Source organism: Bradyrhizobium sp. USDA 4486 (assembly GCF_054057995.1).
The window spans coordinates 8,198,221-8,213,230 of record NZ_JBSRZV010000001.1; the positions used below are offsets into that span (position 1 = coordinate 8,198,221).

A 15,010-nucleotide genomic window follows, 5' to 3' on the forward strand; every position below is an offset into this window, starting at 1 on the left:
GCATCAGAGGCGTGTAGTCGCAATTCTCCTCTCATGCCGCCCGGTAGTCCGGGGCCGTCGCCAGGAACTTCGCGTAGGCATCGGCATCCGGCGGCAGGAAGCGGCCTTTGAGCCCGCCGCGCTTCTGCACCTTCGCGCCGATATCGGCCATCAGCTCGTCGAAATGACGATAGTGATAGGGTGCGACACATAGGCCGCCATAGACGCCGGCAGCCGGCCGCTCGACGCGCCTGAAGTGCAGCATCATCTCGATGTTGTCCCGCATCTGTTGTGCCGTCGGCTGTTTCGCAAGCTGGCCGTCGGCATAGCGCACCAGCCAGTTCGCGGCCAGATCGGCGCAGAGCACGGTGCAGAACGAGGAGTTGAAGCCGACGAAGCCGAGCTCCGGCAGGTCCGGGTTGGCGATCAGGCGGTAGAGCCGGTACTGCCCGTCGGCGTCGACCAGTTTGTCCTGATAGGCCGCGGGCAGGAACGGCACGCCGAGCTTGTAGCCGATGGCGAGCACCGCGACATCGGCGCCGATCCGCTCGCCGCCGCTCATCACGATGGTGTCGCCTTCATAATGGTCGAACGTGCCGAACACCGCCTTGATGCGGCCGTCGGCGACCATCGGATAGAAGCCGGGCGTGGCGATCGGCACCGAGCAGTTGACGCCGTCCTCGATCCGCTCCTTCGGCACCATCTTGCACTTGCCGAGCTTGAGCTGCGCCTTGAGCAGGCTTTCGAGCCCGCGCCAGTTCGCCCAGACCAGTGGCGCGGCGGCGCGATGGGCAAGCCGCGCCATCGCGCTCGCGCCCCAGCCCGGGAACATCTCCTCCTGCGCGCGGATGTAGAGAATGCGCTTGAAATTCACGAGCCCGCCGATGAAGTAAGGAATGCGCCAGACCGGCTCGCGCATCACGATGGTGACCTCGCGCGCACCTGATTTCACTGCGTTCACGGCAATGTCGGTCGCCGATTTCGAGCCGCCGAGCACGACGATGCGCCGGCCTTTCGCGAGCGTTGGATCGCCGTATTTCGACGAATGCAGGATCTGGCCGCCCTGGTCCAGGAAGCTGCCTTCGCCGTGGCAATGCAGCTCGCGCGGCTCGTTGAACTGCCCGGTGCAGACCGCGACGAAATCGAAATCCTCATTTGAAGTCGCGCTGTCTTTGCTCGTCAGGGTGAGCGTCCAGCCCGGCCTGCCATCGGCGCGCCGCGCCATGCCCGCGACCGCCGTGTTGAGGCGCAGCATGCGGTCGAGGCCGAAGCTTTTGGCGTAATCGGCGAGATAGGCGTGGACCTGCGGCCCGGTCGGCCATTCCGGATAGGCGTCCGGCATGGCGCGGTCAGTGTAGCGATAGAGATCCTTCGGGCTCTGCGTCTGCACCTCAGGATAGGAGCGCGCCGGCTCCCAGACGCCGCCGAGATCGGCGCTCCGCTCGACGATGGTGACGCGGTGACCGCGGCTGGAGAACGCCTTTGCGGCGGCAAGGCCGGAGACGCCGGCGCCGATCACGCAGACATGCTTGGGGCTGACCATGGGATTGCTCGATGTTTTATGCGCAAGCGGTCACGCTCGGCCGCAAGGTGCGGCCGTTCGGACCTGCAGCAGGTGAAAGTGGACGAACCGGCGACGCTAGTCGTTGGCCTCGGGTGGCAAAAAGTCGACCTCGTGCAGCGCCGAGATGCGCACGACTTCAGCCGGGTCGGTCAGATTGTGGAGCTGGTTGAACAGCGCCTCCAGCTTCTGCATCGGCGAGACCCAGAACAGCGCCCGGCACGGCTTGTCGGATTTGTTGAAATAGCCGTGGGGAATGCCGCGGGGCATGCGCACGAGGTCGCCGGCATGGGCCTTGACCCATTGACCGTCGAGCTTGAGGTCGAGCGTGCCTTCCTGCACCAGGATGAACTCGTCCTGAGTCGGATGGATGTGCACCGGCACGAACTGGCCGGGGTCGCTGTTGGTCTCGAACGCGAAGGTGGAGTCGGTGACGGCCTTGGGAAAGTAGACCTGGCCCAGGATGTTCCAGCTCTTGCCGCCATAGCCCGTGCCATTGGCGGTAATGCCCTTTTCGAGTGCAGTCATGGCTTGCTCCTCATGGATTCCGGCGGGGACGGAGCTTCGGTCAGCTATGGGCCGCCTGTCTATCCGCTAAACGAATCCGGATATGGCTGTTGCCGTGCAGCACGACGATTTTGCAGGCGCGGCCCTTCTCGCGCCCGGGGAACTATTATAGGCTTAAAGCAATCCCGTGACGCGAAGCGTGGTCGACGATGTCCGCAGCCGTGCAGGAAACGAGCGCAAGGGCGGCCACAGCCGAACGGCTGGCGGATTTCGCCCGCGTCACCACTGACGATGTCGATGAGGCTGCCGAGCAGATCGGCCGCATCTTCTGTCCGCACGATCTCAAGCCGGCGCAAGCGCGCGCAACCGGCTTCTCCGCCCGGCACAATTGCGCGGCATTCGCAGGCTTTTCCATCAACTACGTCGCCTATGGCGGATCGGTCAGCATCGATCCCGGCTGCCTCGACCGCTTCTTCCTGGTGCAGATTCCGCTCACCGGCGGGGCCCGTATTCGCGCCGGCGCCTGCGAGCTCGACACTGCGCCGGGCCGGACGGCATCGCTGTTGTCGCCGACCATTCCGGCCCGGATGGTCTGGACGGAGTGTGCGCAAATCATCCTGCTGCTCGACCGCCGCCTGGTCGAGCAGCGCGCTGCGGCCCTGTCGGGCAAGGCGGCGGGCACGGTCGAGTTCGATCCTGTGATCGACCTCGATGCGCCGTCCGGGCGCGACCTCCGCATGAAGCTCGATGCGCTGATGCAGCTCGCCGAGCGTCTCGGTCCCTCCGGCAGGCTGTCGCCGCTCGCGCTGGCCGATTGGCGCGAGGGGCTGCTCGATCATCTCCTCAATGGCCAGCGCCATGGCCTGTCGGATGCGATCACGACATTCTCTGGCCACGCGGAGCGTCTGCCGCGCACGCTCCGCGCCGCGCGCGACCATCTCGCGGATAATTCCGGCGAGCCGCTCGACCTCGCGCAGCTCGCCTGCACCTCCGGGATCGGTATTCGCGCGCTCCAGCTCGGCTTCCGCCGTCACTTCGGTGTGTCGATCTCGGAGATGCTGCTCGACATGCGCCTCGCTCGCCTGCACGCGCGCCTCTCGCAGGCTTCGCCCGATTCTTCGATCACCGAGATCGCCTTCGATCTCGGCTTCACCCATCTCGGCCGCATGGCCGGTGCCTACCGCCAGAAATTCGGCGAGACACCGTCGGCGACGCTGCGGCGAGGGATGAGCTAGGCGCGGTTATTTTTGCGACCGCGTCTTGGCGCGGTCTTCGGCGGCTTGCCTACGCAGAAAGCCCTCGACATCGGCCTGTACCGAATAGGGCGTCGGGATCGGATCGCCCGCGGAATCGAGTGCGGTGTCGAGCGAGCGGCGCAGCAGGCGCGCGAGCTCGGCCTTGCGGTAGGGTTTTGTCAGAAGCGGCGCGCCCATGGTGGCGCGTCCCTGCGCATGCAGGGAGTCGTAGGCATAGCCCGACGTGAACAGGACCCGCAGCGAAGGCCGCGCGGCAACCATCCGCTCGGCGAGCTCGCGTCCGTTCATGCCGCCGGGCATCACGATGTCGGTGAAGAGCAGGTCGAACGGCGTGCCTGCGGCTGAAATCGCGAGCGCTTCGGCCGCGTTGACGGCGGGGATGACCTTGTAGCCGAGGCTTTCGAGCTGCACCGTGACGTATTGGCGGACGTCGCGGTCGTCCTCGACGCACAGGATGGTCTCGGTTCCGCCGACGATCTTGCGCTCGTCATAACCGGCCGGGCGAAGCGTGCTCGCCGCCGCCTTCGGCAGGTAGATCGCGAAGATCGTGCCGCGGCCTTCGGTGGAGGAGACCTTGATGCCCGATCTCGACCTTCTTGTCGAAGGTCGACAGCAGCAGCTTTGCCAGCTCTTCGAGCAGCTCGTTGACGTCGATCTCGGCGGGCTGGAGCGCCTGCTTGCGCGCAAAGGACAGCAGGCTCGACGTCAGCACGGCGCCGCGGTCCGCCGCCTCGCTGATCAGCTTGGTGATGGTCGCAAGCGGCGGGTTGTCCTTCACGCCGTCGGCAAGGATCTCGATCGTGCCGGTGATCACCGTGAGCATGTTGTTGAACTCGTGCGCGATGCCGCCGGTGAGCTGCCCGACCGCGTCCATCTTCTGCGCCTGGATCAGTTGCTCCTCGGCGGCGCGCTTCTGGGTGACGTCCTTGACGAAAATGTTGATGACGCGCCGCGTCCCGACCTGGAGCGCCGTACTGGAGCCCTCGATCAGGATCTCGCCGCCGTTCCGGTGCAGCAGGATCGCCTCGAACCGGATGCCGATCGGCGCATGCGACAGTTCCGGCAGGAGTCGCATCATGCGTTGCCGGAAGCCATGGCGGAACGGCTCGGCGATGAGGAGGTCGACGACGTCGGTGCCGAGCGCCTCCTGGCGCGACCATCCGGTCAGCGCTTCGGCCTGAAAGCTCCACTCCAGCACGACGCCGTTCGCGTCGGTCTGGATGAAGGCATCGAGCGCGGTCCTGATGACGGCTTGCGTTGCTTGCGCGTCGGCCTGCGCCTGCTCGGCCAATGCTGCGGCCGTGTGCTTTTTCTGCGACGTCTCGATCGCGCGTGCGCACAGCCGGGCAAGCACCACCGCAACGACGACGCTTGCGAGCAGGGCAATGATCTGGGCAATGCCGAAGCTGTCGGCGGCGCCGGTCACGGCATAACAGGCGAGCAGAGCGGCACTGGTCACGACGGCCTGCGTGGCGATCGCAAGTGTCAGAAGCCCCCTTAGTTTCATGCTCTCATACCAAAGACGCCAGAAGCTGACCGCCGCCCTGTCGACGAGCGCGGCATTACGCGAGCGACAGACTGCCCGCGTCTCTGTCGATGGTCAATTTGCGACGCCGGCGGCCGCCGGGAACACGGCGGGTGGCTCAACCTGGCGGCGAATCGGTCTGGCGCAGCGTCGTGACCCAGATCACGCGAGCCACAGCCGCAGGCTGCTGGAGAGGATGTAGCCGGCCTTCTCGCCGGTGTGCTGCAGGAAGTCCGTGCCGGACGAGGCGCCGGGGTTGAGCGTGAGCTCATAGAGCTCAAGCTGGCCTTTGCGAAGGCTCGGCCAGCCACGTCGTGCAGGTCTGGGGCGAGGAGTGGTCGGCCTGACTGCGGGCTTCGCACGCGCTCCGGAAATTGTGACTGGCTAGAGCGGCAGCGAGCAGCGGTCTGTGAACCGCTTCATAGTCGATCCCTCACGATTTGAACTACGACTCCCTCAAGAAATTGCCGCACCCGAACCTGTTCGACGACACGGGTGAGTTGCAATACCTGCGCAGCCGCGTGCTCCGCAGCTTTGGATTGGTTCCTCGCCTTCGCGAGCAAGCCAGCCCCATCACTCAGCACAGCAGAAATTGGAATCAAGGGCATCGAGAAACGCGTCCCGGCAGATTCGATCTGGGGTCGGCCAGTAGGCTGCCAAGTACTCAGTAGGAGCCCCCCATGAAGATCAACAGCACAATTTCCAGCGCATTTTCCCTCACCAGGTACGTCGGCGGTGTTCGGATCGCCCGTTCCAGTCTGATCAAGTCGGCCCATGTCCTTGAAAGAATTGGGTTGGCAGCCGTTGGAGCCTCGTGCGGCCTCTATGTGGGTGCGACGCTGTTGCGTCAGAAAGGTGGACTGTTTGAAAGCGGCTGGATCGTGCTGATAACAATGCTGTACGGAGCGGTCAGCTATTATGTCGGAATTGACTTGTCCGGCAATGTCGCACGGCGGCCGAAATCGAGCATCTCGGAAGAATGGAACGGTTCCGAGTCGGCTGAAATCATGAGTGCGGCCGGAACGTTCGGCGCGGCGATCGCCGCAACTCTGTCCGTCAGCATTCTTGTCCTTGACCAAAATCTATCCAACGGTCTGATAAGCTTTGTCGCCGGTTTCTGGGCGGTTGGGTCTTCGCTTCAGGTTGCGGCAGGCACGATGTCACGCAGCCACGAAGCGCCAATGAACGAGCAATGAAGAAAGTGCGCCCACGTTCGCATCGAGCCGTGTTCCGACCGAAGCCTCATCGGTAACGAGTAACCTAATTTTCGCTAAACAAGACAAGGCGTGCCATCATAGTGCCGTTGGCATATTGTCTCGGCGCGGCCGTGGTCCAAGGGTCTGCTAATCGCCAGCCATCAGATGGGTGCGCTATGCAGATTGCGCAGTGGCTCGACAAGCTAGGGCTTGGGCAATACGCGGAGCGCTTTGCCCAGAATGGGATCGACGTCAGCGTCCTTCCCGAGCTGATGGACGAGGACTTTGACAAGCTCGGAGTCCTGCTCGGTCATCGCCGCAAGATGCAGCGTGCGATTGCCGACCTCGATCCTGCCGCATTGATCGCATCGCCGGCTCCTCACGACGCCGAGCGACGCCACCTCACCGTCATGTTTTGCGATCTGGTCGGCTCGACCGCGCTCTCGGCGCGTCTCGATCCCGAGGATATGTGGGAACTGATCCGGGCCTACCGCGCCGCCTGCGCGCGCGTCATTGCCGCTTATGACGGCAGGATAGCCAGGTTCGTCGGTGACGGAATACTCGTCTATTTCGGCTATCCGCGGGCCCACGAAGATGATGCGGAGCGCGCGGTGCGCGCAGGCCTCGACATCATCTCCGCCATTCGTCAGCTCAAGACAGGCGCCGGCGAACGGGTCGAGCTGCGGATCGCAGTTGCGACCGGTCTTGTGGTGGTCGGCGACCTCATCAGCGGAGATGCGTCGGAGGAGCACGCGACCATCGGCGATACGCCAAACCTCGCTGCCCGGCTTCAGAGCCTTGCAGAACCCGGGGTGGTCGTCGTCGCGTCATCGACGCGCCGGCTGCTTGGGGATCTCTTCACTTTTCACAATCTCGGCCGCCGCGAAGTCAAGGGAATAGGCGAACCCATCGCGGTGTGGGCAGTGGAAGGAGCGAACGCATCCGAGAGCCGCTTCGAGGCGGTCCGCGCCGCGCGCTCGATCGGCTTTGTCGGCCGCAAGGACGAGATCGAATTCATTCTCTCGCGCCAGCGCGAGGCATGGCAGGGCCATGGCCAGATCGTCTTGATTTCCGGCGAGGCGGGAATCGGCAAGTCGCGCATCGTGGCAACGCTGTCCGAAAGTCCCTCGCTCGGGACCCACCGCCGGGTGCGATATCAGTGTTCACCCTACCATACCAACAGTGCGCTTCATCCCTTTGTCGCGCAGCTCGAGCGCGCCGCCGGAATCCGCGCACAGGACACGCCAGAACAAAAGCTCGACAAGCTCGAGACAATGCTGGCGCTTGGGACCCGGCAGGCCGCGCGCGCGACACCGCTGATTGCGGCTCTGCTTTCGATTCCAACCCCTGACCATTGCCCATCCTTAGGCTTGAGCCCGGCGCAGCAGCGGCGACAGACCTTTGCCGTCCTTCTCGATCAGCTCGAGGGGCTGGCGCGAGATCAGCCTCTGCTGATCATCTGCGAGGATTTGCATTGGGCCGATGCCACGACGCTCGAGCTGTTTGATCTCGCGGTCGATCGGATCAGGTCACTTCCGATCCTCGTGCTCATGACATCCCGGCCGGAATTCGAGCCATCCTGGTCGGGCCTTGCCAATGTCGGCCTGTTGCGGCTCGACCGGCTCGATCGGCAGGACACGCGCGCGCTGGTCGAGCAGGTGGTCGTCGGTCGCCAGCTGCCACGCGAGATGATGAAGCAGATCATCGACAAGACGGATGGCGTGCCGCTATTCGTCGAGGAGCTGACCAAGATGGTGCTGGAGTCCGGCCTGCTCGTCGAAGATGCCGGGCGCTATCGCCTGAACAGTCCGCTCCCGCCGCTTGCGATTCCCGCCACGCTGCAGGATTCGCTGATGGCGCGGCTCGACCGGCTCGCTCCGGTCAAGGAGGTGGCGCAGATCGGCGCCGCCATCGGCCGCGACTTCTCGTACGCGCTGCTGAAATACGTGGCGGGACGCGATGATCTGACGCTGGGCGCTGCGCTGGAACAACTCGAAGAGGCGGAGCTGCTGCTTCGCCGCGGGGCGCCGCCGGACGCAAACTATAGCTTCAAGCACGCCCTTGTTCAGGAGGCGGCCTACGAGAGCCTGCTCAAGAGCAAACGGCAGCTGCTTCACACGAGAATTGGCGAGGTCCTGCGCGATAAGTTTCCGATTGTCACCGAGACCGAGCCGGAGGTTCTGGCGCATCACTTCACCGAAGCGGGGCTGAGCGAGGTCGCGCTCGAATGGTGGCGCAAGGCGGGCCAGCAGGCGCTGAAGCGCTCCGCCTATTCCGAAGCGGTCGCGCATCTGGGCAAAGCGGTTGCGGCCGCTGACGAACTGCAACTGACTGACGACCCCCGCCGCATGATGAGCAGGCTGCATCTTCAAATCTTATATGGCCGTGCACTGAGGGGCAGCCTCGGACACAGCGCCCCCGAAACGATCGCGGCATGGACGCGTGCGCGTCAGTTCGCAGCCGACATCGATGATCCCGTTGAACTTGCGCCCGTTCACTCGGGTCTCTTCAATGCCTGCCTGACACACGGCGAACTCGCTCCGATGCAGGAGCTGGCGGATGCCATCAGGAGCGCCGCTGACCGGCGGCCGGACTCGCCGGTGGCTGCGATCGTTGCCCATTGGACAGGCGGCGTCACCTCCTGGTTCGCCGGCGATTACGTGAACGCGAGAGCGCATCTCGAGCAGGCGCTTGCCATCTATGGCGCCGAACCGGATCCCGGGACATTCAGGGCGTCGGCACTGGATCTGCCGTTCGTGATCATGAGATTCCTTGCCCTGGTGCTCTGGCCGCTCGGTTTTACCGCTCGCGCGCGCCAGCTCGCCGCCGACGCGGTGGGCGCTTCGGGAGAGAAACGGGCGCTTTCCCAGGCCAATGCGCTGGTCCATCGCGCCGTGTTCGACGGCGTATGCGGAGGCATGTTGCAGCAGACAGAGACGATCCTGGCGCTCGGGCTCGCGCGCGACCACACGATGCCGCTGTATGTGGCCGCGGGCACCTACCTGAACGGCCTCGCCAAGTGGCGTTCCGGTGAACGAATGGCGGGGCTGGCGGAGATGCGTCACGGCTGGACCTCGCTGCACGAGAACGATTGCTACCTTTGCGAGCCGTTTTGGGGGATGCATGTCGCCGTGGCGAATGCAGAGCTGGGCGAGGTCGAAACCGGGCTTGAAATCCTGAATGAACTGATCGCCGGGACCGGACAGTCCGGCCAGCATTGGCTCGATGCTGAGCTTTATCGCGTCCGCGCGAGCCTTTTGTCGCGCCGTGATTCTCCAGACGAATCCAGTGCCGAGGACGACCTCGAGCGAGCGCTGGAAATCGCGCGCCGCCAGCAGACGAAGACGTTCGAGCTGCGCAGCGCCCTTGGACTTGCCCGTCTGCGCAAGACAAATGGCCGAGCAGGTGCGGTCTCCGAAGTGCTCGCGCCCGTGCTCGCCGAGTTCGAGGCGGAGCGTCATCTTCCTGAATTGGTGGAAGCGAAAGCGCTGCTCTCGCAAGAGCATGAGCCACACGCCGCTTCCCTGACGGGTCGTGCTGGCGGCAGGGATGACGATTACGGAGCCGGATGAAGATCGCAGGCACGGCCGGCCTTGGCCACTTGTCCTGGAACGGGGTGTCCGACGATCGACGGCAACTCGCGCGACAATGCGATCAGGGCCTCGAGATCGAGGCCCGTATTCAGGCCGACTTCCTGGCAGAGATTGACCAGATCCTCGGTGCAGACGTTGCCCGACGCCCCTGGCGCGAACGGGCAGCCTCCGACTCCGCCGAGGGACGCATCGAAGCGAAGCGCGCCGGCCTCAAAGCCGGCCATCACATTGATGAGGCCAAGGCCCCTCGTATTGTGGAAATGCAGCGTCAAGGCGTTGCGCGGGACAAGGCTGAGCACCGATCTGACGCGCTGTCTCACCAGCTGCGGGTTGGCCACGCCCGTCGTGTCCGCGAGGGTGATGCCTTGCGCGCCAACTCGGAGATAGGCCTCGATCAGGCGGAGCACCTTGGCTTCGTCCTGCTCGCCCTCGAACGGACAGCCGAACGCGGTGGCCAGGGTCGCGTTGACCTGAAGTCGTCCGCCTGCTGCTGCACTCACCTCCGCGAGAGCCGCCAGCGAACCCTGAAGATCCATCCCCATGTTCGCGCGGTTATGGGTCTCGCTTGCGGACATCACGAAATTCACCTCGTCGACGCCTGCCGCCAGGGCGCGCTCGGCGCCCTTGAGGTTGGGTATGAGCGCAACGAAAGTCACCCCTTCACGCCGCGCGATCGAGCGAAATACGGCATCGCCGTCCGCAAGCCCAGGAACGGCTTTTGGCGACACGAAAGATCCGGCTTCGATCCGACTGAAGCCACAGGCGGAGAGCCGATCGATCAAGCCGATCTTGACATCGGTCGGCACCACGACGGGCTCGATCTGCAGGCCGTCACGCGGGCAGACTTCCTGAATGATGATGTCGGGCCCGTTGTTCATTGCACGACACCGCGCTGTCTCAAGTCATGCAGGTCTTGCTCGGTCTTGCCGAGCTCGGTGAGAATGGCGTCGGTATGCGCGCCGAGCTCAGGGCCGTTCCAGCGAATTGCACCGGGGGTCTTGGAGAGCTTCGGAACGACGCCGGGCATCTTCACCGGCACATTCCCAGGCAGCGTGGCCGACACGATCATGTCGCGCGCAAGATAGTGCGGATCATTGACGATGTCGGCCGCGGTAAAGATACGTCCGGCGGGCACGCCGGCGGCTTCGAGCGCTTCGAGCGCTTCGGAAATCGTATGCCGGCGGGTCCAATCCGAGATTGCTTCATCGAGTTCGGCCGCGCGCCCCACGCGTCCGTCGTTGGTTGCGAGCGCCCGATCCGCGGCAAGGTCGGATCTTCCGATCGCATTCATCAGCCGCTTGAAGATCCCATCGCTGTTGCCGGCGATCACGACGTAACTGCCATCGCTCGTCGGATAGGTGTTGGATGGGCTGATGCCCGGAAGCGCGCCGCCGCTGCGCGAGCGCACATGGCCCATGAGGTCGTATTCCGGAACGAGACTCTCCATCAGATTGAAGACGCTCTCGAACAGCGACACGTCGACGATCTGTCCGTTACCGCCGCCGGCCCTGACGTGCAGCAGCGACATCAAGGCGCCGATCACCGCGTGCAGCGAAGCGAGGCTGTCGCCGATGCTGATGCCGGTCCGCGCTGGCGGAGATTGAGGATCTCCCGTCGTATGGCGCAGCCCTCCCATCGCTTCACCGACGGCGCCAAAGCCGGGCCGGTCGCGGTAGGGGCCGGTCTGTCCGTAGCCTGAGATACGCACCAGCGTCAGCTTCGGGTTGAGTTCCGAAAGCACGTCCCAGCCCAAGCCGATCTTCTCGAGCGCGCCGGGCCGGAAGTTTTCGATGACGACATCGGCCTTGGCCGCGAGTGCCTTCGCGATTGCGACGCCGTCAGCCGATTTGAGATCGAGCGCGATCGACTTCTTGTTGCGCGATTGCAGATACCACCACAACGAGGTGCCCTCGTGCAGCTTGCGCCACTTCCGCAAGGGATCACCCTGTCCGGGCTGTTCGATCTTGATCACGTCGGCGCCGAATTCTGCGAGCAGCCGCGCGGCAAAGGGCGCAGCGATCAGCGTGCCAAGCTCGAGAACGCGAATGCCGGCAAGTGGACCGTCCATCTCTGGCCTCCCATTCCATGCTGTCTCCCCCGAAATCTCCTATAGAAGATTTCTCTTTTATGATAGAAAATTTCTGCTAGGCTCTGTTGAACAAGGCGCACTCAAGACGCCCATTCGGGACGAATACGCCAAGAGGAGGCGACCGTGAGACTGACATCGGCGATGACGGCCGCAGCATTGCTGCTGGCCGCGGGAATGCCTGTTGCCCCTGCGCGGGCGCAGCAGCTCGGTACGATCTACGGGTTCGGCGATAGCCTGCTCGACGTCTCACGAAACTGTCCGATCGCGTTTCCGCAATCGGCGCCTTACGGCGCATGCGGAAACGGACGTGGCTCGTTGCAATGGCTGTCGATGCTGACGAGCTACAGCTTTAGCAAGCCGAACGACTATGCCTACAACGGCGTCGGCAACGGCGTATTCCCCGCGTTCAACGGCGGGCCCACCGTCGCCCAGCAGGTCGCCGCGTTCACGAGCGCAGGCGGAAGCTTCCAGCCGAACGATCTGATCGTGATCGGCGGCATGCCGAACAACTCGGCCGCACCCTTGCTGGGAATTCTCGACTCGAACGGGCTTCCCTACACGCCGCAAACGCTGTCGGCGGCGACGCTGTCAAAACAGTACGACAACATCGCGCAACTGATCAAAGCGGGCGGGCGAAATTTCGTCGTCGAGAACATGTTCTCCTCGTCGACCTACAATTTCTATGTGATCGGCGGCTTCTATCCGCTGGGGCCTCCCTATGCGTTTCCGAACATTCCGGGAGCCGCGACGTTCTTCGGCCTCGCGAACGCCAATCTTGCGAGCACGCTGGCGCCGCTCGCAGCGCCCGGCGTTCGCCTCCACGTCATCGATCTCGCTGCGATCTACACGAAGGCCTACACTGATCCGGCCAGCCTCGGCTTCAAGACGGGGACCGCCTGCATCTTCGACGGCAATTGCCTCACGGCGTCAAAGGACGTGCAGAACCAGCATTTCATGTTCGACCTGCATCCGACCGATGCCGGTTATGCGGTGATCGCGCGCTATGAGGCCAATCTGCTCGCGGCGCAGGACGGGCTCGCCGCGCAGGCCGACATCGCCCAGCTCACCGCACAGAATTTCTCAAATTCGGTCTTCTCACGGCTCGACGCCTTTCGTGCCAACGATCCGCGCGTCACCGCTGGACCGTCTCAGGCCCACGCATCCATGGACCGGCCCGGCATCAGCACGAAGGCTCCAGGACGGCTTGCACCCGAGCTGCCGCTGTCGGTCTATCTCGCCGCCGCGTATGGCAGCGGCAGCCGTGGCGACCGCTTCGGCGCCGACGGCAATGCTGTCGGTTTCGACTATACGCTCGCGGGCGGCACCTTCGGCGCGGACGTCAAGCTCGATGCCAACATCCGCGTCGGCGGCGCGCTCAATTACACCAATCCGGTCGCCAATCTGCATGGCGGCACCGGCCATCTCGATCTCGACAGCTACCAGGTCGCAGGCTATGCGTCCCTCAGCTATCCGCATCTGCTGACCGACATCGTCGCCACCTACGGCTACAACAATTATCGGATCGATCGTCCCGGGGTCGTCGATACGATCCGCGGCAGCACGCGGGGCGACACTTTCACTGCCGGCTTCAAGTCAGCCTATCTGTTCGACGTCGGACGTGTGCGCGTCGGACCGCTGGTCGGGCTGCTCTACGACTACACCAACGTCGATCCCTACACCGAGACCGGCGATCCAATCGTCACCCAGTTCGTGGCGCGGCAGAAGCTCGAAGGCCTGACCGGCAGTGCCGGCGTGCAATTCCGCGCGCCCTTCGCTGTCGGCGCCCATGCCATCAATTCCTTCGTCAACCTGACGGCCGAGCACGATTTCCTCGGCGGCGCGCGCACGCTGCTGGCAGCTGAAACAGCCGCCCTCGCGCTGCCGATCTATACCGTGGTGGCCGGCAATCCCGACCGCACCTATGGCAAGGTGGTGGGCGGCGTCTCGACCGCGTTGGCGGGCAATGTCGCGGGCATGTTGACAGCCGCGAGCACGTTCGGAAACAGCAATCCGCAATTCGCCGTGCAGGGCGCGGTGAAGATCGCGTTCTGATGATGGGAATCAACATCCGCCATCCACTTGGGAGGAGATCATGATTGTGTCACTGCTTCGCGCGGCGTCTGTCGCGGTGCTGCTAGGCGTCGTTCCTGCCGCAGCGTTCGCGGAGGATGCACCGTTCCGCATCGGCGTGATCGACGACATGTCGGGGATTTATTCCGGCAATGGCGGACCCGGCACGGTGCTCGCGACCAAGATGGCGGTGGAGGATTTCGGCGGCAAGGTGCTGGGCCGCCCGATCGAAGTGGTCTCGGCCGATCACCAGAGCAAGCCCGATATCGGCGCGGCGCTGGCGCGCCAATTCATCGAGCAGCAGGGCGTCAGCGCGATCATTCCCGGTGGCGCGAGTTCGGTTGGGCTGGCCGTGCAGGCGATCGCCCGCTCTTTGAAGAAGACGACGCTTGTCAGCGGCGGGTACGCGTCGAACTTCAGCGGCGACGGGTGCTCGCCCTATGGCACGCAATGGGCGCCGTCGACCAGCGAGCTGTCCAAGACGATCGCCAAGGGCATCGTCGATGCCGGCGGCAAGAAATGGTTCTTCATCGTCGCCGACTATGTGTTCGGCAAGAACCTGGCGTCCGACGCCGGCGAGACCGTGAAGGCCGCCGGGGGCCAGGTTGTCGGGCAGGTGTTGCATCCGCTCAACGTCACCGATCTCGCCTCGCAGCTTCTCGCCGCGCAGGGGTCCGGTGCCGAGGTGATCGGTCTTGCCAATGCCGGTCCCGACCTCGTGCTGGCCATCAAGCAGGCGAAAGAGTTCGGCGTCAGCGCCAAGCTCGCGACCATGCTGGTGTTCGAGAACAACGTCACGGCGCTCGGCCTGTCGACCGCGCAGGGCCTGCGGCTCGCTGCGTCCTTCTACTGGGACTTGAACGATGAGACGCGCGCCTGGTCGAAACGCTTCATGGCCCGCAGCGGCAACGCCGTGCCGACCATGGGTCATGTGCTCGCCTATCTCGCCACCACGCATTACCTGAAAGCGGTCGCCGCAATCGGCAGCGACGAGGCTGCGCAGGTGCAGGCCAAGATGCTGCAACAGCCGATCGAGGGCAATCTGATCCAGCATGCGCATATTCAGGCCAACGGCCGCGTCGTGTCGGACATGCACATTTTCGAAGTCAAAAGCCCGCAGGACTCGAAGGGCCCCGCGGACCTTTACAAGCTGATGGCGACCTTGCCGGGCGATGGCCTGTTCGTGCCGGCCGAGAAGAGCGGCTGTCCTTACCTCGCGGTGAGGTAGGACCGG

Annotated in this window: 9 protein-coding genes and 1 pseudogene; 5 read left to right on the forward strand and 5 right to left on the reverse strand. The window is 64.2% G+C overall.

All coding sequences use genetic code 11. From position 1 onward, the window contains the following. Nucleotides 1-31: 31 nt before the first annotated feature. Both ACVWY3_RS38710 and ACVWY3_RS38715 read right to left on the reverse strand, forming a co-directional pair. Nucleotides 32-1,522: a flavin-containing monooxygenase gene (locus ACVWY3_RS38710; protein WP_456843144.1), complete on the reverse strand. Its 1,491-nt coding sequence runs from the start codon at nt 1,520-1,522 to the stop codon at nt 32-34. 96 nt (nt 1,523-1,618) lie between these two features. Further along, a complete protein-coding gene (locus ACVWY3_RS38715) occupies nt 1,619-2,068 on the reverse strand; it encodes a cupin domain-containing protein (RefSeq protein ID WP_024339447.1) in 450 nt (149 codons plus the stop codon). A 188-nt stretch (nt 2,069-2,256) separates the two neighbouring features. Between ACVWY3_RS38715 and ACVWY3_RS38720 the strand changes: the two genes are divergently transcribed. Continuing rightward, the gene (locus ACVWY3_RS38720) at nt 2,257-3,282 is read left to right on the forward strand and encodes an AraC family transcriptional regulator (RefSeq protein WP_456843145.1); all 1,026 of its coding nucleotides are present in this window, start codon (nt 2,257-2,259) and stop codon (nt 3,280-3,282) included. A gap of 6 nt (nt 3,283-3,288) precedes the next feature. On the opposite strand, the pseudogene ACVWY3_RS38725 reads toward ACVWY3_RS38720, so the two are convergent. After that, nucleotides 3,289-4,810 (reverse strand): annotated as a pseudogene (locus tag ACVWY3_RS38725) (PAS domain S-box protein). Between the two features lie 698 nt (nt 4,811-5,508). On the opposite strand from ACVWY3_RS38725, the gene ACVWY3_RS38730 reads away from it, so the two are divergent. Then, complete coding sequence (locus ACVWY3_RS38730) at nt 5,509-6,024, forward strand: hypothetical protein (RefSeq protein WP_456843146.1); 516 nt, start codon at nt 5,509-5,511, stop codon at nt 6,022-6,024. A gap of 176 nt (nt 6,025-6,200) precedes the next feature. Beyond that, nucleotides 6,201-9,596 (forward strand): adenylate/guanylate cyclase domain-containing protein, encoded by a 3,396-nt coding sequence (locus ACVWY3_RS38735; RefSeq protein WP_456843147.1) that lies wholly within the window; start codon nt 6,201-6,203, stop codon nt 9,594-9,596. On the opposite strand, the gene ACVWY3_RS38740 is transcribed toward ACVWY3_RS38735, so the two are convergent. Together ACVWY3_RS38740 and ACVWY3_RS38745 are read right to left on the reverse strand one after the other, a co-directional pair. Beyond that, a complete protein-coding gene (locus ACVWY3_RS38740) occupies nt 9,581-10,495 on the reverse strand; it encodes a hydroxymethylglutaryl-CoA lyase (RefSeq protein WP_456843148.1) in 915 nt (304 codons plus the stop codon). The two genes, ACVWY3_RS38735 and ACVWY3_RS38740, sit on opposite strands and share 16 nt — an antisense overlap. Further along, nucleotides 10,492-11,685, reverse strand: a complete 1,194-nt coding sequence (locus tag ACVWY3_RS38745) for a CaiB/BaiF CoA transferase family protein (RefSeq protein WP_456843149.1) — start codon at nt 11,683-11,685, stop codon at nt 10,492-10,494. The genes ACVWY3_RS38740 and ACVWY3_RS38745 overlap by 4 nt, the downstream gene beginning before the upstream one ends. A gap of 144 nt (nt 11,686-11,829) precedes the next feature. Here ACVWY3_RS38745 and ACVWY3_RS38750 point away from each other — a divergent pair, with 144 nt between their 5' ends. Beyond that, on the forward strand, nt 11,830-13,758 hold the full coding sequence (locus ACVWY3_RS38750; protein ID WP_456843150.1) for an autotransporter domain-containing protein: 1,929 nt from the start codon (nt 11,830-11,832) through the stop codon (nt 13,756-13,758). 40 nt (nt 13,759-13,798) lie between these two features. Then, nucleotides 13,799-15,004, forward strand: a complete 1,206-nt coding sequence (locus tag ACVWY3_RS38755) for an ABC transporter substrate-binding protein (RefSeq protein ID WP_456843151.1) — start codon at nt 13,799-13,801, stop codon at nt 15,002-15,004. The last annotated feature ends 6 nt before the right edge of the window (nt 15,005-15,010 follow it).

Coding starts and splice junctions, on each gene's coding strand:
- ACVWY3_RS38710 (WP_456843144.1), bottom strand. CDS start 1,522: ATGGTCAGCCCCAAGCATGTCTGCGTGATCGGCGCCGGCGTCTCCGGC.
- ACVWY3_RS38715 (WP_024339447.1), bottom strand. CDS start 2,068: ATGACTGCACTCGAAAAGGGCATTACCGCCAATGGCACGGGCTATGGC.
- ACVWY3_RS38720 (WP_456843145.1), top strand. CDS start 2,257: ATGTCCGCAGCCGTGCAGGAAACGAGCGCAAGGGCGGCCACAGCCGAA.
- ACVWY3_RS38730 (WP_456843146.1), top strand. CDS start 5,509: ATGAAGATCAACAGCACAATTTCCAGCGCATTTTCCCTCACCAGGTAC.
- ACVWY3_RS38735 (WP_456843147.1), top strand. CDS start 6,201: ATGCAGATTGCGCAGTGGCTCGACAAGCTAGGGCTTGGGCAATACGCG.
- ACVWY3_RS38740 (WP_456843148.1), bottom strand. CDS start 10,495: ATGAACAACGGGCCCGACATCATCATTCAGGAAGTCTGCCCGCGTGAC.
- ACVWY3_RS38745 (WP_456843149.1), bottom strand. CDS start 11,685: ATGGACGGTCCACTTGCCGGCATTCGCGTTCTCGAGCTTGGCACGCTG.
- ACVWY3_RS38755 (WP_456843151.1), top strand. CDS start 13,799: ATGATTGTGTCACTGCTTCGCGCGGCGTCTGTCGCGGTGCTGCTAGGC.